This window comes from Shewanella sp. MF05960, from assembly GCF_050849305.1.
GTDB lineage: Bacteria > Pseudomonadota > Gammaproteobacteria > Enterobacterales > Shewanellaceae > Shewanella.
Window position 1 is genome coordinate 74,542 of sequence record NZ_JBOZPS010000003.1, and the last position, 26,947, is coordinate 101,488.

The following is a 26,947-nucleotide window of genomic DNA, read 5'->3' on the forward strand; positions in this document are numbered from 1 at the left end:
ATAATGATGGAGAAAAATATGAAACGCGTGTTAATCCCGCTTCAAGGTGCACAAATGTTATTTGTCGCCTTTGGTGCACTGGTACTTATGCCATTATTAACTGGCCTAGACACTAGCGTCGCCCTGTTTACTGCCGGTTTCGGCACCCTTTTGTTTCAACTCGTCACTAAGCGTCAAGTCCCCATATTTCTTGCTTCTTCTTTTGCCTTTATTGCGCCGATTTTATATGGCGTACAAACCTGGGGCATTCCGGCCACTATGGGTGGATTAATGGCGGCTGGTGTGGTGTACATGTTACTGGGCTTATCGGTTAAGTTACGCGGCACCGGCTTTATTCATAGGCTGTTACCGCCTGTGGTCGTCGGCCCTGTCATTATGATTATTGGCTTAGGCTTAGCCCCTGTTGCAGTCAATATGGCGCTGGGTAAAAGTGGCGACGGCAGCATAGTGATTATTGAACAAAACACCGCATTATTTATTTCACTTGCCGCATTAATGACTACGGTTTTGGTTGCTGTATTCGCCAAAGGATTAGTGCGATTAATGCCGATCCTTGCCGGTATCTTAGTTGGCTACGGCGCCAGTTTAGCCTTTGGCATCGTTGACTTTACCCCGGTAACGCAAGCGGCGTGGTTAGCCATGCCCAACTTTGTTGCCCCAGAATTTAATTGGCACGCTATTTTATTCATGATCCCAGTAGCCATTGCACCTGCAGTTGAGCACATTGGAGATATTTTAGCGATTTCAAATGTGACCGGTAAAGATTTTCTTAAAAAGCCAGGCTTGCACCGCACATTAATGGGTGACGGTATTGCGACTATTGCAGCATCGGCGTTAGGTGGACCACCAAACACCACATACAGTGAAGTCACTGGCGCAGTAACATTAACCAAAAGCTTTGACCCACGCATTATGACATGGACGGCTATCACCGCGATTACGCTTGCTTTTGTTGGTAAATTGGGGGCATTAATGCAAACGATCCCGGTACCGGTAATGGGCGGCATTATGTGCTTATTGTTTGGCTCTATTGCGGCGGTTGGTTTAAATACCTTGATACGCCATCAGGTCGATTTATCTGAGCCACGTAATCTGAGTATTGTTGGGGTGACTCTGGTATTTGGTATTGGCGGCATGGCCTTTGGCATCGGCTCATTTAGCCTAACAGGCATCAGCCTTTGCGGTATTGTGGCGATAGTCATGAATTTAATTTTACCGACGGTAAAAAAGCCTCACACAGATGATACACATTAAGATTGATACCTGACTCGGTTAAATAACAGATAATAAAAAGCCCCAATGGCTCTCGCTTTGGGGCTTTTTTTATTGCGTTAAACACATTAAAGGTTAACGATTACTCTGCTGCATCTTCTGTACGGAATTTATCAGCAGTGGCTTTAATAATTGGTTGAAGCTCACCTTTTTGGAACATTTCTGTGATGATATCACAACCACCAATCAACTCGCCTTCAACCCATAATTGTGGGAATGTTGGCCAGTTAGCAAATTTTGGTAATTCAGCACGGATATCTGGGTGCTGTAAAATGTCTACGAATGCAAATTGTTCACCACAGTTGATCATCACTTGAGCAACCTGAGATGAAAATCCACAGCTTGGTAATTTAGGCGAACCTTTCATGTACACAATAATTGGGTTTTCGCTAATTTGCTGTTTAATCTTTTCTACAGTTTCCATTTGATTTCCTAAGTACGACGACTGAACACATAATAGCTATTGTACGACACCTAGACAAATAACAAAATGCTACGATTTGTAAGGTTAATCTAAAATCCAGCAAATCAATTAGCCCAAGCGCGATAATTCCCTAAACAATGATTCACATCACAAAAATAATCAGTACAATAGCAAGAGAGCAATGTTACCTGATTGGTAAACAAAAACGATAACCTGAATCCATGGAGAGATACTAATGGCTTTCGAACTACCAGCATTACCTTATGCAAAGAACGCACTTGAACCGCACATTTCACAAGAAACTATCGAGTTCCATTACGGTAAGCACCACAACACTTACGTGGTAAAACTGAATGGTTTAGTTGAAGGAACTGAATTTGCTGGCAAGACGCTAGAAGAAGTTGTTAAAACTTCAACAGGTGGCATGTTCAACAACGCAGCTCAAGTTTGGAACCACACTTTTTACTGGAACTGTTTAGCGCCTAACGCTGGCGGCGAAGCCACTGGCGATATCGCAGCGGCTATCAATGCATCTTTCGGTTCTTTTGAAGAATTCAAAGCTAAGTTTACAGATTCTGCAGTAAACAACTTCGGTAGCGCTTGGACTTGGTTAGTGAAAAAAACTGACGGTTCTTTAGCTATCGTTAACACCAGCAACGCTGCAACGCCGTTAACAGATGAATCAGTTACTATTTTATTAACTGTAGACGTATGGGAACATGCTTACTACGTTGATTATCGTAACGCACGTCCAGAGTATTTAGCTCACTTCTGGCAACTTGTTAACTGGGAATTTGTTAACAAAAATTTTGCTGCTTAATCTTAATTAACAGTAAAACTTAAGGAGCCTATATGGCTCCTTTTTTATGCCTGCATGTCATTAACGCTCATACTTTATGCTCAGCTCTATTTTTGCAACTATTGCAAATGCTACTGTTTGTCTTTGTTTTTATTTAACTTATTTTAACTTATTTTAACTAAAATTTAGCTAAGTCGTTTTCCCTGTCCTACACTTTAGTCGTAAAGCCTAATGTAGCTGGATAGGTCTAGCAGCATATTCCCCTAGATCCTCTCCCATCACTTTGGCTTTTAAAAGTGAGACAACTGTATGTTTTGAGGGGGTTACCATGGGCATATTTGAGCATTATCAACAACGTTATGAGAAAAAGCTCGACGAGGAATACACCTTAGCGCAATTTCTTGATATTTGTAAGCAAGACAAAAGTGCATACGTGTCTGCTGCAGAGCGATTATTAATGGCCATTGGTGAAGCCAAAATGGTCGACACAGCCAAAAATCCCATCCTGAGTCGAATTTTCTCTAACCGTTTAATTGCAAGTTATCCCGCTTTTAAAGATTTTTATGGCATGGAAGATGCCATAGAACAAATCGTGGCTTATTTAAAACATTCAGCTCAAGGCTTAGAAGAATCAAAACAGATCCTGTATTTGCTTGGCCCTGTCGGTGGCGGTAAATCATCACTGGCTGAAAAACTAAAAGCCTTAATGCAACAAGTCCCTATTTATATTCTCAGTGCAGATGGTATGCGCAGCCCTGTCAACGACCACCCTTTTTGCTTATTTGATCCCGAAGAAGACAGCGCGCTGCTACAGAGCGAATACAATATTCCCATTCGCTACCTTAAAACGATTATGTCTCCCTGGGCAGTTAAACGCTTGCATCAATACGGCGGCGACATCTCTAAATTTAGAGTCGTAAAAGTCTATCCATCAGTATTAGATCAAATTGGTATTGCGAAAACAGAGCCTGGCGATGAAAACAATCAAGATATTTCTGCGCTTGTCGGTAAGGTGGATATTCGTCAACTTGAGCATTTTTCACAAGATGATGCCGATGCGTATGCATACTCTGGTGCGCTGTGTCGTGCCAACCAAGGCTTGATGGAATTTGTCGAGATGTTTAAAGCGCCCATTAAAGTGCTACACCCATTATTAACCGCCACTCAAGAAGGCAATTACAATGGTACAGAGGGCTTATCTGCACTGCCCTACAATGGGATTATTTTGGCTCACTCAAATGAGTCAGAATGGTCGACATTTAGAAATAACAAAAACAACGAAGCTTTTTTAGACCGGGTTTATATTGTTAAAGTGCCTTATTGTTTGCGCGTGTCAGAAGAAATGGCAATCTATCAAAAATTGTTAGTCAACTCCGAATTATCTGCAGCATCATGTGCACCTGGAACGTTAGAAACCTTAGCACAGTTTAGTGTGTTATCACGCTTAAAAGTCCCTGATAATTCATCGATTTATTCAAAAATGCGTGTCTATAATGGCGAAAGTTTAAAAGACACCGATCCAAAAGCTAAATCATACCAGGAGTATCGAGACTACGCCGGTGTTGATGAAGGCATGCAAGGATTGTCGACTCGTTTTGCCTTTAAAATTTTGTCACGTGTGTTCAACTTTGATAGTGCTGAAATTGCCGCTAATCCTGTGCACCTTTTTTACGTACTTGAAAAGCAAATTGAACAAGAACAATTCCCAAGTGAAACAGGCGAGAAGTACCTTGAGTTTTTAAAAGGCTACCTTATCCCTAAGTACGTTGAATTTATTGGTAAAGAAATTCAAACCGCCTATCTTGAGTCTTATTCAGAATATGGCCAAAATATTTTTGACCGTTATGTCACCTACGCAGACTTTTGGATCCAAGATCAAGAGTATCGCGATCCTGAAACCGGTCAGTTATTTGACCGTGGCGCCTTAAATGCTGAGCTGGAAAAAATTGAAAAACCAGCAGGCATCAGTAATCCTAAAGACTTCCGTAATGAAATTGTTAACTTCGTTTTACGCGCCAGAGCCAACAACGAAGGTAATAATCCATTGTGGACCAGTTACGAAAAACTGCGCACTGTGATTGAAAAGAAAATGTTTTCTAATACAGAAGATTTATTACCCGTTATTTCATTCAATGCCAAAACCTCAAATGATGATCAACGTAAACACGATGATTTCGTCAATCGGATGATGGAGAAAGGCTACACCAAGAAACAAGTCCGCTTATTGTCTGAATGGTATTTACGCGTTCGAAAATCATCATAATCAACACCCAGCCCTGGCTGAGACATACTCAGCCAGATAGTTGACTTGGGGGGCGTATGGCAAACTTTATCGATAGACGACTTAATGCTAAAGGAAAAAGCACGGTTAATCGTCAGCGTTTTATTGAACGCTATAAAAAACAAATCAAAAAAGCGGTCAGTGATGCCGTGACCCGTCGCAGTGTGACTGATATTGATAAAGGGGAAGAGATCAGTATTCCGACTCGCGACATCAGTGAACCGCTATTTAGGCAAGGTCAAGGCGGTAAACGAAATCGCGTTCATCCTGGTAATGATCAGTTTAATCGTGGAGACCAAATACAGCGCCCTAGTGGCGGTCAAGGTGGTGCGGGCCAAGGCGATGCTTCAAACAGCGGCGAAGGCAATGACGATTTTGTCTTTAATATCTCAAAAGATGAATATCTAGAATTATTATTTGAAGACTTAGCGCTACCCAACTTGCAAAATAATCGCCTTAATAAGTTGGTTGAGTATCAAATTTATCGGGCGGGTTTTACCAACGATGGCGTGCCAGCCAATATTAATATTGTACGCTCGCTGCAATCGTCACTTGCGCGCCGTATTGCGATGTCTGGCAGTAAAAAGCGCGCCCTCAAATTATTAGCAGCCGAGCTTGAGCAATTACAAAATACACCAGGCTCAAAAGCTGAAAACATTCTCGCGTTAAAAGAGCAAATTGAATTGCTCAAAAAACAAATCGCCAATGTGCCGTTTATCGACACCTTTGACTTAAGGTTCAATAACTACGCAAAACGTGAAAAACCATCCAGTCAGGCGGTAATGTTCTGTTTAATGGATGTATCTGGCTCGATGGATCAAGCGACTAAAGACATTGCCAAACGGTTTTATATATTGCTGTATTTGTTTTTAACCCGCAGTTATAAAAATCTTGAGGTGGTCTATATCCGCCATCACACCCAAGCAAAAGAAGTCGATGAACACGAATTTTTTTACTCGCAAGAAACTGGCGGCACCATAGTATCGAGTGCATTAACATTAATGAATGAAATACAACAAGCACGTTATCCCGAAAACGAATGGAACATTTACGCAGCGCAGGCCTCTGACGGTGATAATTGGGTCGACGATTCGCCCCAGTGCCATGACTTATTGGCCAACCATATACTGCCTAAAGTGCGATACTTTAGTTACATCGAAATCACTCAGCGTGCCCACCAGACCTTATGGGATCAGTATCAAGATCTGCAACAACAATTTGATAATATTGCAGTGCAACACATTCGTGAAGTCGAAGACATTTATCCGGTATTTCGCGAACTCTTTAAAAAACAGGCTGTATAGGGGGTGACCATGGTTAATGCAACTCGCAAGCCGTTGGATGATGGACCCGAATGGACATTCAACTTACTTGACCAATATCAGCATGCCATTGCTGAAGCTGCAGATTTTTTCAAATTGGATGCATATCCAAACCAAATCGAAATCATCACCGCCGAGCAAATGATGGACGCTTACGCCGGAACTGGTATGCCAATCGGTTATACACATTGGTCGTTTGGCAAACGTTTTATTGAAACGGAGCAGGGTTACAAGCGCGGGCAAATGGGCTTAGCCTACGAGATTGTGATTAACTCAGACCCTTGCATTGCCTATTTAATGGAAGAAAACACCATCACCATGCAAGCCCTAGTGATGGCACATGCGTGTTATGGCCATAACAGTTTTTTTAAAAATAACTATTTATTTAAAACCTGGACTGATGCCAGCTCAATTATTGATTACTTAGTGTTTGCCAAGAATTACATTCGGGAATGCGAAGTAAAATACGGCATTGAACAGGTTGAACTCACGCTCGACTCTTGCCATGCATTAATGAATTATGGCGTTGATCGTTACAAGCGCCCTGCTGAGGTGTCGTTTAAAGAAGAGCAAGCACGCCAACAAGAGCGCGAGGATTACCTGCAAACTCAGGTTAATGACTTATGGCGAACCATCCCCATATCACCGCAAAAAACACCCCAAGATAACGACAAAATCTTTCCAGAAGAACCGCAAGAAAATATTCTGTATTTTATCGAAAAAAACGCCCCATTATTAGCACCTTGGCAACGTGAACTGGTGCGTATTGTGCGTAAAATGGCGCAATATTTTTACCCTCAAAAACAGACTCAGGTCATGAATGAAGGCTGGGCAACATTTTGGCATTACACCATTTTGAATCGTCTTTATGATACCGGTAAAGTCAGCGATCGCTTTATGTTAGAGTTTTTACAAAGCCACACGGCAGTCGTCGCGCAGCCGTCTTATAATAGCCCTTACTATACTGGCATTAACCCCTATGCATTAGGGTTTGCCATGTTTATTGATATTAGGCGTATTTGTGAGAATCCAACGGATGAAGACCGTCAATGGTTTCCCGATATCGCGGGCAGCGACTGGCTAACCACAGTACATTTTGCGATGCAAAACTTTAAAGATGAGAGTTTTATCAGCCAATACTTATCTCCTAAAGTGATAAGAGATTTTAAGTTATTTGGGATTTTAGATGATGAAAAACGCAGTCATTTAGCCGTATCCGCCATTCACGATGAACAAGGTTATCAAGATATTCGCAATACACTGTCGCAGCAGTATAACTTGTCTAACATCGAGCCTAACATTCAAGTACAACAAGTGCTGGTCAATGGCGACCGTTCAATAACACTTCGTTATATCCCTTTTGATAATATCCCGTTGGCAGACAATCATCAGGAAGTATTGAAACATCTGCATCGGTTATGGGGGTTTACTGTGACACTCGAGCAAGTTGATGAACTTGGCATGATAAAAGTACTATCCACATGCCCAGAAATAGAACCACAGCCACACCAATCTTCTTATAACGTTATCGCTTAGGCTCATTACATAAGCTAATAACATATGCTATAACATAAGTCCTTTAACATAAGTCCTTAGCTTATGGGCATAAAAAAACCAATCGCTAAACGATTGGTTTTTATGTTTAAGCTATCAAACTGATTTAGCTGTTGTCATGACCGATTTCAGCAGGCATATCATCACGCAGTTTTTGCCATAATTTACCGCTTTCAATACCATTGTTACGCATTAACGTAGGCACTTCGGCATAGTTTTTATCTTTGGCTAATTTTTCAAGTTTGATATAGAAACGCATCGTCAATTCTCGAGCTTCTTGGCTTGAAAAGTAGAAACGCCCCACACGGTTATATAAACCTTTAAATCCATTTAAAATCAACACATACAGTGGATTTCCTGACGCAAAAGCCAAAGTGTGATGTAATTGGTAATCAAACTCGGCATAGGCTTCAGCATCGTTTTCTAACGAATGAATACCTGCTAAAGCGGCAATGGCTTTATCGGGATTATGTCTAATCGATGCTCGGAAATAAATGTTACTCACGTTGCCACGCGCTGACATTAACTGATCGACTAATAACGGAAATCCATCTGGATTTAAATCCGCGATGGTTTCAAGAATATTGAGTCCTGATGTTTCCCAAAAGTTATTCACTTGGGTTGGTTTGCCATGTTGAATTTTCAACCAGCCATCTCGAGCTAAACGTTGCAGGACTTCACGTAATGTTGTGCGAGTCACTCCAATGAGTTCAGAAAGCTCACGTTCCGCGGGTAAAATTGATCCGGGTGGGAACTTGTTTTCCCAAATGGAACGAACAATGTACTTTTCGGCGAAACTTGCTGGGCCTTTGGCATTGATGATCATTAGCCTTCATATCCTATTGCTAAACAATGGCGAAACTATTGACTGATCATACCAGAGCGGTGGAAAATAAAAACCATTGTTTATTCACAACACATATAATGCTTGTTTTTTAAACATACCTAATTTATTCAAATCGGATTAACTGAATTCACTTCACAACTTGACTATTATCATCAACATATCGTGATTTATGTCGATAAAATAAAACAAGTTTAGTATATACTCATGTAGCTAGTTTGTTAGTGCTGTGTAGGTATTTTTGCCCGTACTACGGCATTACAATGAGACTTGTTTAAGCTACACTAGCGACGAAAATAATGAGCCATATAGCGTTTTTCGCATTACAACATGCGCTAAAACCTTGTTTAATAAATCAATTCATCACTATTTTCAATTAACCACAGGCCATTTGTAATACTATAGTAGGTAAAGTTTTAATGAAAATTAATGAAATATTGATTTTCATCAAGTTTTTAATCCGAACTTGCCTCTATTCTCCCAACCTGTTGAAAATAAGAATGTGTTGTTTGCTATCAAGAAATGGTACCAATACTGTCACAATAACAATATCGGAGAGGCTGCTATGCAGGCAACCAAGGGTCAAGCGCTATTTGTTAACTTTTTAGGCAATTCGCCTAAGTGGTACAAATACGCCATTTTGGCATTTTTAATTATTAATCCCCTGCTGTTCTTTTATGTCAGTCCATTTGTCGCAGGATGGGTGCTGGTTGTTGAATTCATTTTTACACTCGCGATGGCATTAAAATGTTATCCGTTACAGCCAGGGGGCTTGCTTGCAATTGAAGCGGTGATGATAGGCATGACATCGCCCACCCAGGTTCTGCATGAAATAGAAGCCAACTTAGAAGTGCTTTTACTATTAGTGTTTATGGTTGCCGGTATTTACTTTATGAAGCAGCTGTTGCTGTTCGTATTTACCAAGATGATCACGAAGGTTCGCTCCAAAGTCATTGTGTCCTTGATGTTTTGCACCGCATCGGCCTTTTTATCTGCCTTTTTAGACGCTTTAACCGTTATTGCAGTGATCATTGCTGTGGCGGTGGGCTTTTACTCTATTTATCACAAAGTCGCGTCAGGCAAGAGCTTTAGCGATAATGATGGGCACGACCATACATCGGAATCTTCAGACCAACTCAACGACGATGAATTAGAAGCATTTAGAGCGTTCTTACGTAACCTATTGATGCATTCTGGTATTGGTACCGCTTTAGGTGGTGTATGTACCATGGTGGGTGAGCCACAAAACTTAATCATTGCGGCGCAGGCTCATTGGCAATTTGGTGAGTTCTTCTTACGTATGTCACCAGTCACTATGCCGGTGCTGTTTGCGGGTATTTTTACTTGTTTCCTTGTAGAAAAATTAAAATGGTTTGGCTATGGCGCGCAGTTACCTGATGCTGTTCACCGCATTTTAACTGACTACGCAGCTCATGAAGATTCGCATCGAACCAACCAAGATAAAATGAAATTGGTTGTTCAGGCGTTAATTGGTGTTTGGTTAATTGTCGGCTTAGCACTGCATTTAGCATCTGTAGGCTTAATCGGTTTATCTGTCATTATTTTAGCGACGGCCTTTAATGGTGTGACTGATGAACATGCATTGGGTAAAGCGTTTGAAGAAGCATTACCGTTTACTGCACTTTTAGCCGTGTTCTTCGCCATTGTTGGTGTGATCATTGACCAAGGCTTATTTGCGCCAGTCATCCAATGGGCATTAGGTTATGAAGGCAATACGCAGTTGGTGATTTTCTATATTGCAAACGGCTTATTGTCTATGGTGAGTGATAACGTCTTTGTGGGTACGGTGTACATTAACGAAGTTAAATCAGCATTATTGAGTGGCCAAATTACCCGAGACCAATTTGACTTACTTGCTGTCGCAATTAACACAGGTACTAACCTTCCGTCAGTCGCTACGCCAAACGGCCAAGCTGCGTTCTTGTTCTTGTTGACCTCTGCGATTGCACCGCTTATTCGTCTGTCTTATGGTCGCATGGTGTGGATGGCATTACCTTATACCATCGTATTATCGATTGTGGGAGTGATGGCCATTGAAACCGGTTTCTTAACTGATATGACCCAAGTACTGTACGACACGCAGTTGATTATTCACCACTCAGCGAAAGATTTGGGCGGTATGGTTAGCGGCCATTAGTGAGCTAGGATGTTGGACTTAATAGATAATTTATCTTAAAGTCGACACAACCCATTTGAACACCCTCAATTGAGGGTGTTTTTTTATCTCAAAATTGCACTAGGAGCAGTACTTGTCAACGTTACAACTCTTTTGTCGTGGTCGTTTATCGTGGGGATTACTCGCGCTCTCTGGAGTGGTATTAGAGCTTGCCGCATTGTTTTTTCAATATGGAATGGATCTGTCACCCTGCGTAATGTGCATATACGTGCGTGTAGCCGTTCTTGGCCTTATATTGGCGGGATTAATTGGCATGCTTCAACCCACATGGTGGATTTTACGCTTTGTAGGCTTAGTGGGTTGGGTGGTGTCTGCTGTATGGGGATTTCGTTTAGCTTATGAGCTTAACAACATGCAAGTGAACCCGTCACCTTTTGCAACATGCTCTTTTTATCCTGAATTCCCAAGCTTTATGCCATTAGATGTTTGGCTCCCATCGGTGTTTTCTCCTACCGGAATGTGTAGTGATCTGCCTTGGACGTGGTTATCGGTGAGCATGGCACAATGGATGATGGTGTGTTTTGCTATCTATGCCCTGATTTGGTTAGCTATGCTTGTTCCGAGCTTAAAACCGGCAAAATAACCTATCACCGTGATTAAACAAAAAAAGACCTCAATAGAGGTCTTTTTTTGTCGTGACGCACATCGGTGTCTGCAATTTTATCGAAACCGCTGGACGCATGCTGAGTGGTCACTTATTAATGCGGATTAGTATTATAGTTTACTATTCAACATCAAGTAATGGCCACAAAACAATACAGTCTTCTAAGTATTTAACTTTCATCTCGTTAACCGTTTTACCTTGCACCGAAATACCTGCAGCATGCATAGCCTCTTTGTCACCGGTCAATAATGGGTGCCAGCTAGGTAACGCTTTACCCAAATATAAACGACGATAAGCACAGCTGTCTGGCAGCCAGGTTAACTCGCTAATGTTAGCAGGCGTTATCGCAGTACATTCTGGCACGTATTTAAAACGTTCAATGTAGCGTCGACAACTGCAACTGTCCCCATCGAGTAAATGACAAGCAGCATTGGTGTAATACAATTCATCGGTTTCATCATCGATAATTTTATTTAAGCAGCATTTACCGCAGCCATCACAGAGCGACTCCCATTGTATCGGAGTCATTTCATCTAACGGGGTTGTTGTCCAAAACTGTGTCATCATGGTCTATCTAAAGAATTATTCATCAAAATTTGTCAGCATTTTACACCGAAAACAGTTCAAGTTACTGCTTAATTTTTTCAGAAAGATAGGTTAACGCAAGGGTGTCATGAAATGAGGGCGTAAATTGATGTAATAATCGAAAATTATCGTAAACCAAATAAAAGCGACCTTTGCTACCGTCGGGAGCAATTAACGACACATTCATATCGCTGCGCGATGGCAAGTTATCACCATTAAAACGCCTAATGCCATATGCCTGCCATTGGGGAAAAGTATGAGTCGTGGCCAACCCTAATAAATTAGGGTCCAACATCATGGTCGCTTTAACTTGCCTGCCCCAGGTAGAGTCAAATTGCCAACCTTGTTGATGTAACATATTGGCCGCGCTGGCAAACGCATCTTCTGTCGTATCCCAAATATCAATTGTGCCGTCTTGATTGCCATCTACTGCATACGCTAATAACTGTGATGGCATCATTTGCATTTGCCCCATAGCCCCAGTTGATGAACTACGCAACGAAGCGATTGGGATATTTTTCTGCTCAATGAGTTTCAACGCAGCAATAAACTCATTAACATAAAAAGATTCATTTTCACCTTTAAAAGCAAGAGATGCTAAAACAGATAATGTTGAAAACCGACCAGATTGCTCGCCAAAGCGCGAATTAACTCCCCATAGGGCAATCAGAAAACGAGGTTGAATTTGATAACGCTGGCTGAGCTTATGAACGAGCACTCCATGTTGTTGCAACATGGCTCTAGCGGTGCTGACAATAATTTCTGGGATGTCTTGTGCAATAGAGGTTTCAAGCGTGTGTTGTGGCTTAGAATCAAGATTGGCTTTTTTGAACACTTTAATCTGTGAAATATGCCGCTCTGCCGTCACAGGAGCAACACCGGCATTAATGGATTGTTGTTGTAGGGAAAGCAGATAATCCTCAAATTGGTGATGACTACTCTTAGCCATCACTAACGGAGAAAATAAGAAGTAAACTATTGTGCTTAAGATGATTTTTAGAATCATATGAGTCCTGTTTACTCCTCAAAAGATTCAGTTTATTGCTTAAAACCTATCTCTTGTTTGTGTTGGTCGAGTAAATTAATATTCGGTGGCGGAATTTGTAAATAAAAGCCTTGTTCTTCTAATGCCACTTTCACTTTACCAATATCAGCAATACCAAGATGATCACGCTTTGATAAAGGTACAATCATCACTAATGTTGGTGCGCCAAACATTTCCATTAATTGAGCTGGAACATCATCAAAAACATCACGTTTTTTGACAAAAAGGTAAGTATCGGCTTTTCTACTGCTTTTATATACTGCACAAATCATTTTAGTGTAAATTTCCAAAGGTTCAAACTTGATAGTCAACTAAGCACACTATAACATGGTGACTCAAGAAAATAATTGTAAATCAGTTTCTAGCTGATGTTTTGGAGAATGATGCCGGGATGGCTAAACAAAATCTCGAATTAAAAGCCACGTCTTTTACACTGTCAGTACTGCACATAAATAATAGTAATCTCGACATTATTGCTGCTGAATTAGATAACAAACTGGCACAAGCCCCGCAATTTTTCTTGGGCGCGCCTTTGGTGTTAAATCTTGCTGCGATTAAGCATACCCAAATCGATTTTTACGCGCTCAAACAATTATTAACTGACCGAAATTTAATTATCGTTGGCATTACCGATGCGAATGAAGCGCAAATAGAACAGGCTAAAAACATGGCGATTGCCGTGGTCAAATCAGGTAAACAAGCCGCAAAAGCTGAGCTACCTAAAAGAGCCACTAAAATTGTTAAGCAAAATGTGCGTTCTGGACAACAAATATACGCACAAAATGCTGATTTAGTCATTTTTGGTGCGGTTGGCAATGGCGCTGAAGTCATTGCTGATGGTAGCATTCATATATATGGTGCACTTCGTGGTAAAGCCATGGCAGGTGCTGCGGGTGATAATAAAAGTGTGATTATTGCTAACTCGCTTGAAGCAGAATTAGTGTCGATTGCTGGGCAGTATTGGTTAACAGAACATTTACAACAATACGCACTCGATCAAAGAGGTTGTATCCGCCTTGAAGGCGAATCTCTCACAGTTGAATCATTGCCTCAATAATTGGCAAATAAAAGGATATAAAACAAAATGGCGCAAATTATTGTTGTCACATCAGGTAAAGGTGGTGTGGGAAAAACAACATCCAGTGCAGCAATTGCCACAGGATTGGCTTTAAAAGGAAAAAAAACCGTTGTTATCGATTTTGATATCGGTTTACGTAACCTTGATTTAATTATGGGTTGTGAACGTCGTGTAGTGTATGACTTTGTTAATGTGATTAATGGCGAAGCAAACCTCAATCAAGCCTTAATTAAAGATAAGCGCTGTGACAAACTCTTTGTATTACCTGCGTCGCAAACACGTGACAAAGATGCATTAACCAAAGAGGGTGTGGGGCGAGTATTAGACAATTTAGCCAAAGACTTTGATTACATCGTCTGTGACTCACCAGCCGGTATTGAGCAAGGCGCAATGATGGCATTATACTTTGCCGACATAGCCATTGTAACGACTAACCCTGAAGTCAGCTCAGTGCGCGACTCAGACCGTATATTAGGCATGTTACAAAGCCGTTCTCGTCGTGCAGAGCTGTCACTTGAGCCTATTAAAGAATATTTATTACTTACCCGCTATTCACCTGCTAGAGTCAAAACAGGTGAGATGCTCAGTGTGGAAGATGTAAAAGAAATTTTAGCCATCGAGCTACTTGGGGTTATTCCTGAGTCTCAGTCGGTACTTAAAGCGTCAAACTCTGGTGTACCAGTGATTATTGATCAAGAAAGTGATGCAGGCTCAGCCTACAGCGATACTGTCGCTCGCTTATTAGGTGACGATGTACCGGTTCGATTTATCACAGAAGAAAAAAAGGGATTCCTTAAAAGGATTTTTGGTAGCTAACTATGTCGATACTTGATTATTTCAGAAGCAATAAAAAACCTAATACCGCATCGCTGGCAAAGGAAAGATTGCAAATTATTGTGGCACATCAGCGTGGAGAACGCGGTGCGCCCGATTACTTCCCAAAGATGAAGCAAGAAATCATCGAAGTGATCCGCAAATATGTTCAGATATCAGACGACCAAGTCTCTGTGCAACTTGATCAAAACGATGATAATTTATCGGTATTAGAACTTAACGTCACCTTACCTGATTCAAAGTAGTTCGCTAAGGTGAAAAAAGGATACTGGCATAATGCGAGTATCCTTTTTTATTGGCTATCGAAAATAATGACATTTACGATAACCCACAATCCCTTACGACCACTTAGCTAAACTGAATATCAGCCAGTAAGTCACCGATTAACTGCCCTCTCCAACCGCACAATAATAACGGTGTAGGTGTTTGCTTTTTATGATAAAGCCATAATAAATATTCATGAATATGGCGTTTTGAACCGACAAACTCTAACGACACTTGTTCGCGCTCACACAATTCAGTTAAACGGGTTTTAAGGTCTTTAAATGCAGACTTGTAACCTGATTTTAAAGCGACTATATCAACCTCTTCAGGCAGATTAGTTAAATCGGCCGTGGCCATCACCGCTAATAAATCTTTGCCATGAATCCGTTTTTCTTGCTCAGTTAAATCAGTTAAACGACTTAATTCGGCAAGGGTTGTCGGCTGCTTTTTAGCAAGAGCAATGAGCGCATGGTCTTTAACCACAAAACCCAATGCCAAATTACGGTTAACCGCTTTGCTTAAACGCCATTTCGCCAGTACTTTTAAATACGCAAGTTGTTGGCCATTAAGTTGAAATGCATTTTTGACTTTGAGGTAAATGCTGTCACCGTCGGGCAACGTCATTCTGCCCTCAGTCATGCGTTGGCCTTCTTCAAACAACCAGGCTTCGCGTTGATTTTCAATTAGTTTTTGCTGTAATTGCGGATACAACTTATACAAATAATACACATCATTGGCAGCATACTGTAACTGAGCATCGGTTAACGGTCGCTTCATCCAATCTGTTCTGGATTCGCCCTTATCCACTTCAACCTGTAAACATGCTTCAACCAGTTTGGCATAGCCTAAACCATGGCCAAACCCTGCCAGGCTTGCCGCGATTTGACTATCAAATAACGGACTTGGTTGACATTCACCATAATGGGCAAACACTTCGAGATCTTCACTGCATGAATGCACTAATTTAACGATATTAGGGTTAGTCAGGAGTTGCCAAAACGGGCTGAGATCAGTAATCGCCACAGGATCAATCAAGGCTAACGTATTACCATCATAGGCTTGAATAAGCCCTAACTTTGCATAATAAGTACGGGTGCGGACAAACTCAGTATCAAGTACCAATAAGGTACTTTGTTGGTATTGCTCAACTAATGACAAAAGGCTCGCATCATCACTGATATATTCAAACGTTAACAAAATAAGCTCCGCTAAAAAATACAAATGGGGAAAGGCACCAATAAAAAAGCCGGCGCAATTGCCGGCTAGTATTTTATGCTTTCTTCACTTCGTCTCGAAGTTGTCGGCGTAAAATTTTACCCACATTCGTTTTTGGTAATTCGTCCCTAAATTCTACCAGCTTAGGCACTTTATATCCCGTTAAATGATGTCGGCAATGTTTAATTAGCTCTTCTTCAGTAAGCGACTTGTCTTTGGCGACCACGAAAATTTTAACCAATTCACCACTGGCTTCATGCGGTACACCAACAGCGGCGACTTCAATCACCTTAGGGTGCATAGCAACAACTTCTTCCACTTCATTAGGGAATACGTTAAAACCAGACACTAAAATCATGTCTTTTTTACGGTCAACAATGAAGAAAAAGCCTTTTTCGTCCATGTAACCGATATCACCTGTTGCGAGCCAGCCATCTTTATCAATGACTTTTGATGTCTCTTCAGGACGCTGCCAGTACCCTTGCATAATCTGTGGGCCTTTTGCATGTAGCTCACCAGTTTCGCCTTGGGCCAAGACTTTTGAGTCATCATCACGGATTTGGATCAATGTTGATGGCGCTGGAAAACCAATAGAGCCGTTATAACCTTCTAAATTATAAGGACAACACGTTACCAATGGCGATGCTTCTGTTAAGCCGTAACCTTCTAATAAGCGAGTTTTGGTAATTTTTTGCCATTTATCAGCCACTGCACGTTGTACCGCCATCCCGCCGCCAATGGAAAACTTAAGCCCAGAAAAATCTAACTTATTAAATTCTTCATTGTTCACTAGCGCATTAAATAAGGTGTTAACCCCGGTAAGTGCTGTAAATGGGTATTTTTTTAACTCGCCTACAAACGCCGGAATATCGCGTGGGTTAGTTATTAATAAATTTTTGCTGCCTTTATGTAAAAACAATAAGCAGTTAACGGTTAAGGCAAAAATATGATAAAGCGGCAGTGCGGTGACCACAAACTCAACACCGTCTTCCAGCGCTGGCGAATAGGCGCCATTAGCTTGCAATACATTACTCACCACGTTTTTATGGCTTAACATCGCCCCTTTAGAGACGCCAGTTGTTCCGCCGGTGTATTGTAAAAACGCTAAATCATCGCCATTAATAGCCGCTTTAATGTACTGTAGACGACGACCTTTTGTTAGCGCATCACGAAATGACAATGCGTGAGGCAAATGGTATTTAGGTACCATTCTTTTAATGTATTTCACCACAAAATTAACCAGTGTACGTTTAGGTGCACTGAGCTGATCGCCAAGACTGGTAATAATAACCGACTCAACTGGCGTTTGGTCAACGACTTCTTCAAGGGTGTTGGCAAAGTTTGAAACAACCACAATGGCTTTTGCGCCAGAGTCGATAAGCTGATGCTTTAACTCACGAGGGGTATACAGTGGGTTAACGTTAACCACCACCATGCCTGCGCGTAAAATACCAAATAAAGCAATAGGATATTGCAATAAGTTCGGCATCATAATAGCGACACGATCACCTTTATTTAAATGCAGATCATTTTGTAAGTAGGCTGCAAATGCGCGGCTGCGTTCTTCAAGCTTACGATAGGTCATTGTGGCACCCATGTTGATAAATGCAGCTTGATCGGCATATTTAGCCACTGAATCTTCAAACATATGTACTAACGAACTATATTGAGATGGGTCTATTTCGGCCGGAACATGTTCAGGCAGGTGATTAATCCAAGGCTGGTCCACAGGTGTCTCCTAATAATTCCACTGTGCTAAGACGTGCATTCCCCGTCAGTGGTAAATTTTATAGCACTGCGTATCATTAATATTGTTATCGCAGGCTTTTTTATATTACCTGTAATGATAATTGTAGTGACAAAAATCATACAAGTGTTTTAATTTTTGATCATAATCACATAAATACATTCAAAATAACAGCGATTTTAGCTGTCTAAACCACTAATTTAGAATAAAAGCTCCAATCGTTTCTGCGACGCGGTTTGCATTACCCATATGTAGGTGATGATCGCCTGCTAATGTTACCATTTTAATGTTGCTAAACCAGGTATTTGCATGCTGGTCTGTTAAGGTGAGTTGTTTGTAACCGTCTTGGGCACCAATGAAGAGTGTTTGCGTGTCACTAGTGGACATTAATCCATCTACTTGTTCAAACGTAAAACGATTTAATGAATCAAGCTTTAATCTTGGGTCGCTTCGCCAAGCACATTTTCCATCGATCAATTGCATATTTCGTTTCGTGATCAGCTCACACCAAGGCAATGCAAGCCCAGTCAATTGATGGCGAGCTTGAACGGCCACATCCATCGACGAATACGTTGGTATTGGCCGTGATAATTGGCGGTTAAAACGCTGCTGTTGCAGTAAACCTTTACGAAGTCGAGTCTTAGCATGCTCTGCAGATTCATATAAAGGCGCGAGTGCTTCAATCAAAATCAGCTTATCCACATTTTCCCCCATACAGGCATTATATGCAGAGGCAATAATGCCACCCAACGAATGTCCTATGAGTGTTATAGGCTGCCCTTCGATTGATATAGCTTGAATAACAGCTTGTAAATCATAGATATAATCAATCCAATGTAATGGGTAGCGTCCTGGGCGATGTTCAGATAATCCGTGGCCAGGCAAGTCAATACAGATCAGTTGATGCGACTCAAATAATCCATGTTGTTCAAATACATTGGCTAACGGAATAAAGCTGTCGACGTTATCTAACCAACCGTGTAGAGCCAAAATAATGGGTTTATCGGCTTGTCCATAGCGCTTTGCGGCAATATTGATATGCGCCAATGGCAATTGAAATTCGGTTGAATTGAGTGTCAACATGATTGGCTCACCTTTTATAACTGTAAAACGCATTAAGTGGAGATACACAATAAAACACAACGCGCATCATCGACATGTACAAACCATGACATGATAATCAATGGGATAAGAAAGATTTCGCGGAATGGTATTACTCATAAAAATAACACACGGCGTATTCGCCGTGTGTTATTAAAAAGGACTGATTAACTGACTCTAATAGCTTACTTAGCAGCAGTTTTGGTGAACTTAAGCGTCATACGATCACTTTCACCTATATCAATATACTTTTGCTTATCTTGATCGCCCATGGCTAAACGCGGTGGCAGTGTCCACACGCCTTTTGGATAATTTTTGCTGTCTTTTGGGTTAGCATTGATTTCAGAGCTTGCTGTAAGTTCAAAACCGTATTTATGGGCTAACTCAACCATTTGATTTTGGTCCATATAGCCGCTTTCAGCTGCCATACCGATGTTTGCACGATGCTCAACAACGCCAAATGACCCACCCACTTTGAGTACATCATGTGCGGCTTTAAACACGCCTTCCAACTCGCCTTTCATTGCCCAGTTGTGCAGGTTGCGGAATGTCAGTACGTGATCGGCAGAGTTATCTTTGCCCAACGAAAATTTAGTCGGTGGGTCTAACGTCACAAATTGCACATTGCCAACGCTGGCTTTGTTGTCGCTGACCCATTTTTCAAACTTTAATCCAGCAGATTGATAATAAGCACTTTGTTTAGTGTCTGTAGCCGGTTTTGTTTCAAAGTTAGCCGCGACGTATTGGCCCTTTTCGGCTAAATATGGGGCTAATATTTCAGCATACCAACCACCGCCTGGCCACAACTCAATGACGGTTTGCTCTGGTTTAATATCAAAAAACGCAAGCGTTTCTGCAGGGTGACGATAATTATCACGTAATTTATTTTCTGAAGAACGAAACTCACTTGCTACGGCTTTGGCTAATGCTGCATTAATTTGCGGCATCGCCTCTTGTTTAACAGGAACAGCATCAGCGGCAAGCACTGAAGTGGTAAATCCAAGGCTCGAAAAACCAATTAAGGCGCCTAACATCATGTTACGTTTCATTTAATAACTCCCTTTTTGTAATCTACTTTCTGCCAACATAGCCACAGCATAAAACCACTGAATAATAGCCATGTCATTACCCATAACCAAGCTGGGATCCAGGTCAACTGCGCTAACATCACCGCATCGCCTTGACCGCTTAACCCGAATAACACCATAGGGCTTGCCATGGCATTTAAAATTATCATAAGTCCTAATATACGCAGTAAGGTGTTTAACACACTACTGTTTTTTAATTTAAGTGGTAACAAAAAAACAATGGCTAGTACGATCAATATGGCAATAGTGAGTAAATCGCGTGCCCAGAAAACTAATGATGCCGCTACCGTAAGTCCGAGTAAGCTGAGCGTAAAGCGGATAATGCTTTTTTTAGTGGCCAATAAAAAAATCACATAGCCCCATAACGCGGCACCAAAATATCCAGCATAGGCAATAAAAATACTGCTGCCACCTTGGCTAAAACACAGACCGGCGCCATTAGGGAACAATTGAATATGACTCACCATGCCACCGGTTAATAATGTGGCAATACCATGGGATAACTCATGAAAGTAGCTTTCAAGCCATTTGAAAGGAATCGAAATATACGGGAATCGTGTCAGTAAAAAAGCCACCAGCAGCTCAAACATAAAGCGGCTGCGACTCGGCGTTGCAGATAAACCACTAGGCATATAAGTCGATACCGACCATTTGTTGAATTTCTTCGCGTTTTGCTGAGTGTTGAGTCGACAAGTATTGCGCTATAGCACCGCGTTGACTGTTTGTGTCACGGTCATACTCTACACGCGCTTGTTGTTTTGCCGATAAGGTTACATCATCAACAATGGCAACCTGTTGGCTCTCAAAATGTTGCGAGTCAACTTCGGCGGCAACAGGATTAACAATAATAGGGTCGCGGGCCGGCGTAATCGGGCGATTTCCGGCAACAGCTTGGCTCAGGCTAACAGGGCCCGATTGATTATTCGCCATAGAAAGTGCTGCATTAATCGTCATTAACGATACCGTTTACCTAATTGTTGTGATGTTTGTTAAATATAAGTCAAAATATCGCCAAAGGCTATTCTCGGCCAGGAAGTTTTTTCCACGTCACAGTATCACGTAAATAAACCGGTGCGAGTTCATCAACCGTTGTGTGTAAATTTTGCTGATATCCTTGCTGCGCTAATATCAACATGTATTTTGCATCTGGATAAGTCACTGCTGTGCATAACGTAATATGCGGAGCCAAGGTCAAGAGTTGTGGATAGGCCTGAAAACCAGTACCACATGCGTGAATAGCGTGTTCAGTGTCAAGTAGCAATTCGACAGCTTCTGGCGCACTAACATGCTCTTCACCCACTAATGTTGCAATACCCTCTTTGGCAATAAATTGGCCCCAGTACACTTCATTCATACGGGCATCAATACTGCACAATACTTGAGTTGCGCCCGCTTCGGTAATGGCAGCCTGCGCCATTGCCGCGAGTGTAGAAATACCAATAACAGGCAAATCTAAACCAAGCGCTAAGCCTTGAGTCATACTGGTGCAAATTCTGATACCAGTAAAACTGCCAGGTCCACGGCCATAAGCGATTAAGTCAACATCTGCTAATGCAACTTGAGCTTGAGCTAATACGTCATCAACCATGGGCAATAGGCGCTGGCTATGTTCACGAGGTGCATCTGCGATAAGCGAAAAGACCTGGTCATTGACAGTTAACGCAGCAGAACAAGTTTCGGTACAGGTATCAAGCGCGAGGATGGTTAACGGCTTAGGCATTATGATGGGTTATCCAGTAAAAAACTTCAAATAAGCTCAATATGATAACTGATACAGGCCGTTTTAAAAAGCTTAGGGGATCTGTTTTAAAAATTGTAAGGCACGGTCTAAATCACGGGTGCGGTGCATCGGGGGCAGTGAGTTAATAAAAGCCTGGCCATAAGCGCGATTAACAATACGGTTGTCGCACAAAATCAACACGCCACGGTCTTTCTCGTCACGAATAAGTCGTCCTACACCCTGCTTTAAACTAATCACCGCTTGGGGTAATGATATGTGGCTAAACGGATCTAATCCCTGACGTTCAGCATTGGCTGCGCGCGCTTTATATAAGGCATCATCAGGCGATATAAAGGGTAATTTATCAATGATGACACAACTTAATAGCTTACCTCGAACATCTACCCCTTCCCAAAAGCTACTGGTACCAAGCAATACTGCATTGCCTAGCTGTCTAAACTTATTGAGTAAGCTTTGTTTGCTCGCCTGCCCTTGAACCAAAAGTGGATAGGCTGTACGGCCTTGCAGTGCTGAAGCAACTTGCTCAAGCATATGGTGACTGGTGAACAAAATAAACGTTCTGCCCTGCGCAGCATTAATCGCTTGAACACACACATCGACTAACTGCTTTACCGTGTGTTGAGACTGACCTACTTTACCTAAGTGCCTGGGTACACAAAACATCGCTTGGTTTGGGTAATCAAATGGACTGTCTAAGATAATCTGTTTAGCCGATACCAAGCCTAGCTCTGTGGCAAAATGCCCTAAACTGCGGCTGACTTGGAGGGTTGCAGAGGTAAAAATCCAGCGAGTGTTATCATCAAATAATTGCTGGCATTGCTTTGCCACATTTATCGGACTTAATCTGAGCATCACGAATCGTGCCCCCAATTCAACGCTATACGCCGCTTGCAGATCTTTGCATTCAAAATAGTCTTGCAGCTTTTGTGCAAGTTCGTGCAATTGCTCAAAGGCCAAATCAAGTTGGTCATCGCGGCCAAGATGATGTGTCATCACGTTAGTTAGATCGGCCACAGCTTGCTGCAATGCCCATGACACAGTCGCTAACGGCTTATTAGCTAACACTTTGCGCCAATCTGACACTTGACTGTCGTACATCGCATTGTGCCATTCACTGAGTGCGACTAAGCCACGTTGGGCTAATTGCTCTATTTGAATGCTGTCGCGAATGACCGTTTTATGCAGCTTAATAATACCGTTGAGCAAGGTGTCTATTTCGCGGCTTGATATATGACTGCCAAAATAGTTAATGCAAATGTCTGGGACCAAATGTGCCTCATCGAAAATCACCACATCAGGATCAGGTAACAATTCGGCAAAGCCAGTATCTTTAAGGAGCCTATCAGCAAAAAATAAGTGATGGTTAACCACCACGACTTTGGCTTCCATTGCACGTAATCGCGCTTTACGCGTAAAGCACACATCGTAATGCTCACATTTTTTCCCGGTACAGCTTTCTTTGGTGCTTACCACACTTGGGATAACTTCAGAATGCTCTGCAACTGAGGTTAAATTGCCAATATCACCGTCTTTGCTTAAGTGGGCCCATTGATTAATTTTAAGTAAATCATCAATGTAGTAGTCGCTATGCTGACTGGCATGTTGCATTTGTGATGCTAGTCGTAACTGACACAAATAGTTATTTCGCCCTTTAAGCAATGCAATGGGTACATGTACATCTAACATGGTGAGTAAGGCGGGTAAGTCTTTTAAAAACAGCTGTTCTTGCAAATTTTTACTGCCCGTACTGATCACCACTTGCTTGCCACTGAGCAATGCCGGGATTAAATAAGCAAAGGTCTTGCCCACACCAGTACCGGCCTCAAGGATAAGGTTATGTTTTTGACTAATAGCCTCACTCACCGCAACAGCCATATCGGTTTGGCTTTGACGGTTATGATAGTTGTGCACATTTTTAGCTAACGCGCCGTGTTCGCTAAATTGGTGAATAACGGTTTGAGTGAGTCTTGAGCTCAAAATATCCTCAAAGGATGCATTACAGTAAGGTTTAATGGACGGGTATTATGCTTATAACGGTTGCATCTTCCAACCACTAATCATCACTTTATGCATGAGTAATGTGAATACGATAAATGAGTCATTGGAATAGCGAATATCAATATCGCACTACTGCAGCATTTTCGATTTCATGTCTTGGTGTTGCGCCTTATACCCAATGTTAATGGTCATAACGTTTGTGAGATAGTGTATGCTCAAAAATATGCGACACTCAGCCGTCATGATTAACAGGGATACTCGATGCAGCGTAGACAATTTTTAAAAGTGGGCATGATAAGTACTTTTGTCGGTGTTAGTGGTGCGAGTGCGGTTTGGTTAAGCCAAGGCGTCGATGCAAAATACCTAACTCTTGAAGCATTATTATCTAAGCTGCAACAATTTGCTGCACTTCCTGTTGCGGAACTCGCGGACTTGAGTCTAGGTCAGTGGAATAGTGCGCAAGTATTCACTCATTGTGCCCAAAGCGTTGAGTTTTCAATGAGTGGATTTCCTGAGCACAAATCAGCAATATTTAAACACACAATAGGTGCGTTAGCATTTTCAGCTTTTGCCACAAAAGGCGCAATGACTCACAACCTTACAGAAGCCATCCCTGCTGCACCAACGCTTGAACCGCTCGTTAATGCTCATCAAGCATTAGCTCGGTTCATAACATCCTTGCATAATTTTTCGCAATATCAAGGACAATTAGCGCCGCATTTTGCTTATGGCGAACTCACTAAACAAGATTATGAATTAGCTCATGTACTGCATTTTTATAACCATCTAGACAACTTCAAGCAACTGAGTAAGGGATAATTCATCTCAATTGACATACTCATAAAATGACACTTATTAGCGGTACTTATTTTAGAGCTAGTGATTAGTGGCAGTGATTAGCGGCACTGATTAATGATACTGATTGGCGCCGCTCAAGCGTAATGCCCAATTGCCATGGTGTTGTTGTGCGCATGCAGCTTCGGTATCAAACTGGACATGTTGCTCGATATTGTTGAGCACAATACCATCTTTAGCCAAAGTGCCTTTAATTAACTGAAGTAATTCAAGTTTATGGCCGTTATGGTTAAATTGAGTAAGGTGAACCTCGGTGTCAAACACGCACACAATGCGTAAACTTTTAGGGAATGTATTGAAGTCAACGGTGTGTGTTAACCATTCAAATCCCGTATATGCAGCCAAAGCATGATCGCAAACTTCAGTGAGTGATTGCCTAAGTTGGTTATCTATTTTCTTATCTGTTTTACGCATAATGTTCCGTTAGTCACCTTATATACCCAACCATATAGCATGCAGAAGTGCGTACCCGGATTCACCATAAAAGGCTTTTCCATTTTGCCAACCTGGGATTTTAACATTTCATTGCAATCTAAATTGCATCATAATAACGTAAACCTCATGAAATCTTTAAATACAGCTTAAGGAAAAGCAATAATGAAATGGTTAATCGTGGTCGTCATCAGTTGGAGTATCGGTTTTGTCAGTTACCCACTGCTTTGGCCTAGCGACTCTCACAATACCACGAGCAGTGCCAATGTTTTAAACCAAAGCACGGTAGTACAGCATACATCTTCAGCACCATCAAACCATACATCGCCACAACAGCCTCAACTCATCGAGCAAAAACAATTTGATCGTGACGCGCTAAAAGCATCATTAAATACCGATGAAACGCCGTATATGTCGATTTTCAAAATCATGCAGCTCGCAGAACAAGATCCTTTAGAAGCCCTACTCATTGCTCAAGAAACTCAGCATGAAGATTTATACGGCTTTATCTTAGAGATTGCCGGCAAAAAACAATTTTCGAATGTGATTTCATGGCTTGAACAGCAAAAAAGTACAGAGCTATACGAATCGTTACTCGACAGCTACTTACGCGGCTTAGCCTCTGTTAACCCACAACAAGCATTAAGCGATGTAGAACTGTTAGCAGTAGAACCAATGAGATCGTCTATTGTGATGTCGATTGTCGATTCATGGGCCAGTACCGATGCTATCAGCGCATTTGAATGGTTAAAACAACAACCTGAAACTCAATCGACCTTAAAAATGTATCTGAATACCATGTACTACTACATTGAGCAGTCTCCCAATGAAGCGGCAAATTTAATCTCATCATTACCGTTGAATGAATCAACCAATTATTTGGTAACCTCGATGGTCTATCAGTTAGTTGAAAAAAATATTCAAGATGCTGTCGACTGGTTAGAGGGTATTTCGTCTGAACAACGTGCTAGCGGTGTATTTATTATTTCACGTAAAATGGCTGAAACCGATGCCGAAGCGGCATTAGTGTTTTTAAATAATCAAAAACAAGCCTACGATTTAAATCAAGACTATTTCAACAGTGCATTAGCTGAAATCGCCAGCGTTGAACCCAACATGATGCTCGCCAGAATAGATAATTACGATGCCAATGTGCAGCGAGATATTATTATAAATGCCAGTTATGCCCTAGCTGAACATTCTGAATCGAGCTTTTTACAGGTGGTAGAAATGCTATCTGATGACAATAAAGACATTGCCTACCGTCAACGGGCAAATCAACTCAGCCAAAGCGATCCTCAACAAGCCTTTAATGTCGCAGAGAAAATTAACGACTCAGCCTCACGAGAAGAATCTATCGTCAGCACAGTGAATGTGTGGAGTGGATTTGATAAACGCGCAGCACTGAGTGCCATTGATAATTCTACGCAATTAACGGCAAGTCAAAAAGCAGACATAAGCAGTCAAATACAGTTACAGCTCACCTCATCGAATATCATTTATCCATAACAAGATTTGGTGATAAACAATACTGAGACTATCGAAACTCTTAACTAGCAACAAATTTTCTAGCGAGAGTTTTACTGGCGAAAATAGGGTTAGCGAGGATATGATCAGTAAAGTTACATTGAAAATACGTTATTACTGTTACCAATAACGTATTTCTA

General features: G+C 41.6%; 26 protein-coding genes. 12 read left to right on the top strand and 14 right to left on the bottom strand.

Annotated elements, in window-relative coordinates:
- The first annotated feature begins 18 nt into the window (after positions 1 to 18).
- Entirely contained in the window at positions 19 to 1,254 is a 1,236-nt protein-coding gene (locus tag ACROAE_RS03705; protein WP_432399570.1) for a uracil-xanthine permease family protein, read from the top strand.
- A gap of 100 nt (positions 1,255 to 1,354) precedes the next feature.
- Here the strand turns inward: ACROAE_RS03705 and grxD are convergent, their stop codons facing one another.
- Positions 1,355 to 1,696 carry a Grx4 family monothiol glutaredoxin gene (gene grxD / locus ACROAE_RS03710; protein ID WP_011637214.1) on the bottom strand — a complete coding sequence of 114 codons (342 nt, stop codon included), beginning with the start codon at positions 1,694 to 1,696 and terminating at the stop codon, positions 1,355 to 1,357.
- Positions 1,697 to 1,931: 235 nt separating this feature from the next.
- On the opposite strand from grxD, the gene sodB reads away from it, so the two are divergent.
- The 4 genes from sodB to ACROAE_RS03730 all read left to right on the top strand — a co-directional run bounded on the left by sodB (position 1,932) and on the right by ACROAE_RS03730 (position 7,634).
- Positions 1,932 to 2,516, top strand: coding sequence for a superoxide dismutase [Fe] (gene sodB / locus ACROAE_RS03715; protein WP_432399571.1), 585 nt, complete (start codon positions 1,932 to 1,934; stop codon positions 2,514 to 2,516).
- A gap of 307 nt (positions 2,517 to 2,823) precedes the next feature.
- Complete coding sequence (locus ACROAE_RS03720; protein WP_432399572.1) at positions 2,824 to 4,758, top strand: PrkA family serine protein kinase; 1,935 nt, start codon at positions 2,824 to 2,826, stop codon at positions 4,756 to 4,758.
- Positions 4,759 to 4,814: 56 nt separating this feature from the next.
- Entirely contained in the window at positions 4,815 to 6,080 is a 1,266-nt protein-coding gene (locus ACROAE_RS03725; protein WP_432399573.1) for a YeaH/YhbH family protein, read from the top strand.
- Positions 6,081 to 6,089: 9 nt separating this feature from the next.
- Positions 6,090 to 7,634 (top strand): SpoVR family protein, encoded by a 1,545-nt coding sequence (locus tag ACROAE_RS03730; RefSeq protein WP_432399574.1) that lies wholly within the window; start codon positions 6,090 to 6,092, stop codon positions 7,632 to 7,634.
- A 124-nt stretch (positions 7,635 to 7,758) separates the two neighbouring features.
- On the opposite strand, the gene fadR is transcribed toward ACROAE_RS03730, so the two are convergent.
- The gene (gene fadR, locus ACROAE_RS03735) at positions 7,759 to 8,478 is read right to left on the bottom strand and encodes a fatty acid metabolism transcriptional regulator FadR (RefSeq protein ID WP_432399575.1); all 720 of its coding nucleotides are present in this window, start codon (positions 8,476 to 8,478) and stop codon (positions 7,759 to 7,761) included.
- 583 nt (positions 8,479 to 9,061) lie between these two features.
- Here fadR and nhaB point away from each other — a divergent pair.
- A complete protein-coding gene (gene nhaB / locus ACROAE_RS03740; protein WP_432399576.1) occupies positions 9,062 to 10,654 on the top strand; it encodes a sodium/proton antiporter NhaB in 1,593 nt (530 codons plus the stop codon).
- Between the two features lie 112 nt (positions 10,655 to 10,766).
- Positions 10,767 to 11,276, top strand: a complete 510-nt coding sequence (gene dsbB / locus ACROAE_RS03745; protein WP_432399577.1) for a disulfide bond formation protein DsbB — start codon at positions 10,767 to 10,769, stop codon at positions 11,274 to 11,276.
- 141 nt (positions 11,277 to 11,417) lie between these two features.
- Here dsbB and ACROAE_RS03750 read toward each other — a convergent pair whose 3' ends face one another.
- The 3 genes from ACROAE_RS03750 to ACROAE_RS03760 all read right to left on the bottom strand — a co-directional run bounded on the left by ACROAE_RS03750 (position 11,418) and on the right by ACROAE_RS03760 (position 13,199).
- Positions 11,418 to 11,864 carry a YcgN family cysteine cluster protein gene (locus ACROAE_RS03750; RefSeq protein WP_432399578.1) on the bottom strand — a complete coding sequence of 149 codons (447 nt, stop codon included), beginning with the start codon at positions 11,862 to 11,864 and terminating at the stop codon, positions 11,418 to 11,420.
- Between the two features lie 61 nt (positions 11,865 to 11,925).
- A complete protein-coding gene (locus ACROAE_RS03755) occupies positions 11,926 to 12,888 on the bottom strand; it encodes a lytic murein transglycosylase (protein ID WP_432399579.1) in 963 nt (320 codons plus the stop codon).
- Positions 12,889 to 12,920: 32 nt separating this feature from the next.
- On the bottom strand, positions 12,921 to 13,199 hold the full coding sequence (locus ACROAE_RS03760) for a YcgL domain-containing protein (protein ID WP_432399580.1): 279 nt from the start codon (positions 13,197 to 13,199) through the stop codon (positions 12,921 to 12,923).
- Positions 13,200 to 13,318: 119 nt separating this feature from the next.
- On the opposite strand from ACROAE_RS03760, the gene minC reads away from it, so the two are divergent.
- Genes minC through minE form a run of 3 tightly spaced genes read left to right on the top strand, consistent with a single transcriptional unit; the run spans position 13,319 to position 15,084 of the window.
- Positions 13,319 to 13,984, top strand: coding sequence for a septum site-determining protein MinC (gene minC / locus ACROAE_RS03765; protein WP_432399581.1), 666 nt, complete (start codon positions 13,319 to 13,321; stop codon positions 13,982 to 13,984).
- A gap of 27 nt (positions 13,985 to 14,011) precedes the next feature.
- A complete protein-coding gene (minD, locus tag ACROAE_RS03770) occupies positions 14,012 to 14,821 on the top strand; it encodes a septum site-determining protein MinD (RefSeq protein ID WP_432399582.1) in 810 nt (269 codons plus the stop codon).
- A gap of 2 nt (positions 14,822 to 14,823) precedes the next feature.
- Positions 14,824 to 15,084, top strand: a complete 261-nt coding sequence (gene minE / locus ACROAE_RS03775; RefSeq protein ID WP_160052275.1) for a cell division topological specificity factor MinE — start codon at positions 14,824 to 14,826, stop codon at positions 15,082 to 15,084.
- A gap of 103 nt (positions 15,085 to 15,187) precedes the next feature.
- On the opposite strand, the gene rnd is transcribed toward minE, so the two are convergent.
- The 8 genes from rnd to ACROAE_RS03815 form a co-directional block, all read right to left on the bottom strand.
- Positions 15,188 to 16,300, bottom strand: coding sequence for a ribonuclease D (gene rnd / locus ACROAE_RS03780; protein ID WP_432399584.1), 1,113 nt, complete (start codon positions 16,298 to 16,300; stop codon positions 15,188 to 15,190).
- A 73-nt stretch (positions 16,301 to 16,373) separates the two neighbouring features.
- The gene (gene fadD / locus ACROAE_RS03785; protein ID WP_432399586.1) at positions 16,374 to 18,047 is read right to left on the bottom strand and encodes a long-chain-fatty-acid--CoA ligase FadD; all 1,674 of its coding nucleotides are present in this window, start codon (positions 18,045 to 18,047) and stop codon (positions 16,374 to 16,376) included.
- Between the two features lie 213 nt (positions 18,048 to 18,260).
- Positions 18,261 to 19,148 (bottom strand): alpha/beta fold hydrolase, encoded by an 888-nt coding sequence (locus tag ACROAE_RS03790; RefSeq protein ID WP_432399587.1) that lies wholly within the window; start codon positions 19,146 to 19,148, stop codon positions 18,261 to 18,263.
- A gap of 203 nt (positions 19,149 to 19,351) precedes the next feature.
- A complete protein-coding gene (locus ACROAE_RS03795; protein ID WP_432399588.1) occupies positions 19,352 to 20,215 on the bottom strand; it encodes a class I SAM-dependent methyltransferase in 864 nt (287 codons plus the stop codon).
- The gene (locus tag ACROAE_RS03800; RefSeq protein WP_432399589.1) at positions 20,212 to 20,886 is read right to left on the bottom strand and encodes a M50 family metallopeptidase; all 675 of its coding nucleotides are present in this window, start codon (positions 20,884 to 20,886) and stop codon (positions 20,212 to 20,214) included. The genes ACROAE_RS03795 and ACROAE_RS03800 overlap by 4 nt, the downstream gene beginning before the upstream one ends.
- On the bottom strand, positions 20,879 to 21,208 hold the full coding sequence (locus ACROAE_RS03805; RefSeq protein ID WP_432399591.1) for a hypothetical protein: 330 nt from the start codon (positions 21,206 to 21,208) through the stop codon (positions 20,879 to 20,881). Before ACROAE_RS03805 ends, ACROAE_RS03800 begins: the two co-directional genes overlap by 8 nt.
- Positions 21,209 to 21,272: 64 nt before the next feature.
- On the bottom strand, positions 21,273 to 21,974 hold the full coding sequence (gene tsaB / locus ACROAE_RS03810; protein WP_432399593.1) for a tRNA (adenosine(37)-N6)-threonylcarbamoyltransferase complex dimerization subunit type 1 TsaB: 702 nt from the start codon (positions 21,972 to 21,974) through the stop codon (positions 21,273 to 21,275).
- A 72-nt stretch (positions 21,975 to 22,046) separates the two neighbouring features.
- Positions 22,047 to 23,972 carry an ATP-dependent DNA helicase gene (locus ACROAE_RS03815; protein ID WP_432399594.1) on the bottom strand — a complete coding sequence of 642 codons (1,926 nt, stop codon included), beginning with the start codon at positions 23,970 to 23,972 and terminating at the stop codon, positions 22,047 to 22,049.
- 282 nt (positions 23,973 to 24,254) lie between these two features.
- Here ACROAE_RS03815 and ACROAE_RS03820 point away from each other — a divergent pair, with 282 nt between their 5' ends.
- Positions 24,255 to 24,812 carry a DUF1569 domain-containing protein gene (locus ACROAE_RS03820; protein ID WP_432399595.1) on the top strand — a complete coding sequence of 186 codons (558 nt, stop codon included), beginning with the start codon at positions 24,255 to 24,257 and terminating at the stop codon, positions 24,810 to 24,812.
- A gap of 90 nt (positions 24,813 to 24,902) precedes the next feature.
- Here the strand turns inward: ACROAE_RS03820 and ACROAE_RS03825 are convergent, their stop codons facing one another.
- Complete coding sequence (locus tag ACROAE_RS03825) at positions 24,903 to 25,262, bottom strand: Fis family transcriptional regulator (RefSeq protein ID WP_432399596.1); 360 nt, start codon at positions 25,260 to 25,262, stop codon at positions 24,903 to 24,905.
- 183 nt (positions 25,263 to 25,445) lie between these two features.
- Here ACROAE_RS03825 and ACROAE_RS03830 point away from each other — a divergent pair, with 183 nt between their 5' ends.
- The gene (locus tag ACROAE_RS03830; protein WP_432399597.1) at positions 25,446 to 26,789 is read left to right on the top strand and encodes a hypothetical protein; all 1,344 of its coding nucleotides are present in this window, start codon (positions 25,446 to 25,448) and stop codon (positions 26,787 to 26,789) included.
- Positions 26,790 to 26,947: the final 158 nt, after the last annotated feature.

What these genes read in the sequence shown, in the direction of transcription:
- ACROAE_RS03705 (WP_432399570.1), top strand. Translation starts at nt 19, where the DNA reads ATGAAACGCGTGTTAATCCCGCTTCAAGGTGCACAAATGTTATTTGTC.
- grxD (WP_011637214.1), bottom strand. Translation starts at nt 1,696, where the DNA reads ATGGAAACTGTAGAAAAGATTAAACAGCAAATTAGCGAAAACCCAATT.
- sodB (WP_432399571.1), top strand. Translation starts at nt 1,932, where the DNA reads ATGGCTTTCGAACTACCAGCATTACCTTATGCAAAGAACGCACTTGAA.
- ACROAE_RS03720 (WP_432399572.1), top strand. Translation starts at nt 2,824, where the DNA reads ATGGGCATATTTGAGCATTATCAACAACGTTATGAGAAAAAGCTCGAC.
- ACROAE_RS03725 (WP_432399573.1), top strand. Translation starts at nt 4,815, where the DNA reads ATGGCAAACTTTATCGATAGACGACTTAATGCTAAAGGAAAAAGCACG.
- ACROAE_RS03730 (WP_432399574.1), top strand. Translation starts at nt 6,090, where the DNA reads ATGGTTAATGCAACTCGCAAGCCGTTGGATGATGGACCCGAATGGACA.
- fadR (WP_432399575.1), bottom strand. Translation starts at nt 8,478, where the DNA reads ATGATCATCAATGCCAAAGGCCCAGCAAGTTTCGCCGAAAAGTACATT.
- nhaB (WP_432399576.1), top strand. Translation starts at nt 9,062, where the DNA reads ATGCAGGCAACCAAGGGTCAAGCGCTATTTGTTAACTTTTTAGGCAAT.
- ACROAE_RS03750 (WP_432399578.1), bottom strand. Translation starts at nt 11,864, where the DNA reads ATGATGACACAGTTTTGGACAACAACCCCGTTAGATGAAATGACTCCG.
- ACROAE_RS03755 (WP_432399579.1), bottom strand. Translation starts at nt 12,888, where the DNA reads ATGATTCTAAAAATCATCTTAAGCACAATAGTTTACTTCTTATTTTCT.
- ACROAE_RS03760 (WP_432399580.1), bottom strand. Translation starts at nt 13,199, where the DNA reads ATGATTTGTGCAGTATATAAAAGCAGTAGAAAAGCCGATACTTACCTT.
- minC (WP_432399581.1), top strand. Translation starts at nt 13,319, where the DNA reads ATGGCTAAACAAAATCTCGAATTAAAAGCCACGTCTTTTACACTGTCA.
- minD (WP_432399582.1), top strand. Translation starts at nt 14,012, where the DNA reads ATGGCGCAAATTATTGTTGTCACATCAGGTAAAGGTGGTGTGGGAAAA.
- minE (WP_160052275.1), top strand. Translation starts at nt 14,824, where the DNA reads ATGTCGATACTTGATTATTTCAGAAGCAATAAAAAACCTAATACCGCA.
- ACROAE_RS03790 (WP_432399587.1), bottom strand. Translation starts at nt 19,148, where the DNA reads ATGTTGACACTCAATTCAACCGAATTTCAATTGCCATTGGCGCATATC.
- ACROAE_RS03795 (WP_432399588.1), bottom strand. Translation starts at nt 20,215, where the DNA reads ATGAAACGTAACATGATGTTAGGCGCCTTAATTGGTTTTTCGAGCCTT.
- ACROAE_RS03800 (WP_432399589.1), bottom strand. Translation starts at nt 20,886, where the DNA reads ATGCCTAGTGGTTTATCTGCAACGCCGAGTCGCAGCCGCTTTATGTTT.
- ACROAE_RS03805 (WP_432399591.1), bottom strand. Translation starts at nt 21,208, where the DNA reads ATGACGATTAATGCAGCACTTTCTATGGCGAATAATCAATCGGGCCCT.
- tsaB (WP_432399593.1), bottom strand. Translation starts at nt 21,974, where the DNA reads ATGCCTAAGCCGTTAACCATCCTCGCGCTTGATACCTGTACCGAAACT.
- ACROAE_RS03820 (WP_432399595.1), top strand. Translation starts at nt 24,255, where the DNA reads ATGCAGCGTAGACAATTTTTAAAAGTGGGCATGATAAGTACTTTTGTC.
- ACROAE_RS03825 (WP_432399596.1), bottom strand. Translation starts at nt 25,262, where the DNA reads ATGCGTAAAACAGATAAGAAAATAGATAACCAACTTAGGCAATCACTC.
- ACROAE_RS03830 (WP_432399597.1), top strand. Translation starts at nt 25,446, where the DNA reads ATGAAATGGTTAATCGTGGTCGTCATCAGTTGGAGTATCGGTTTTGTC.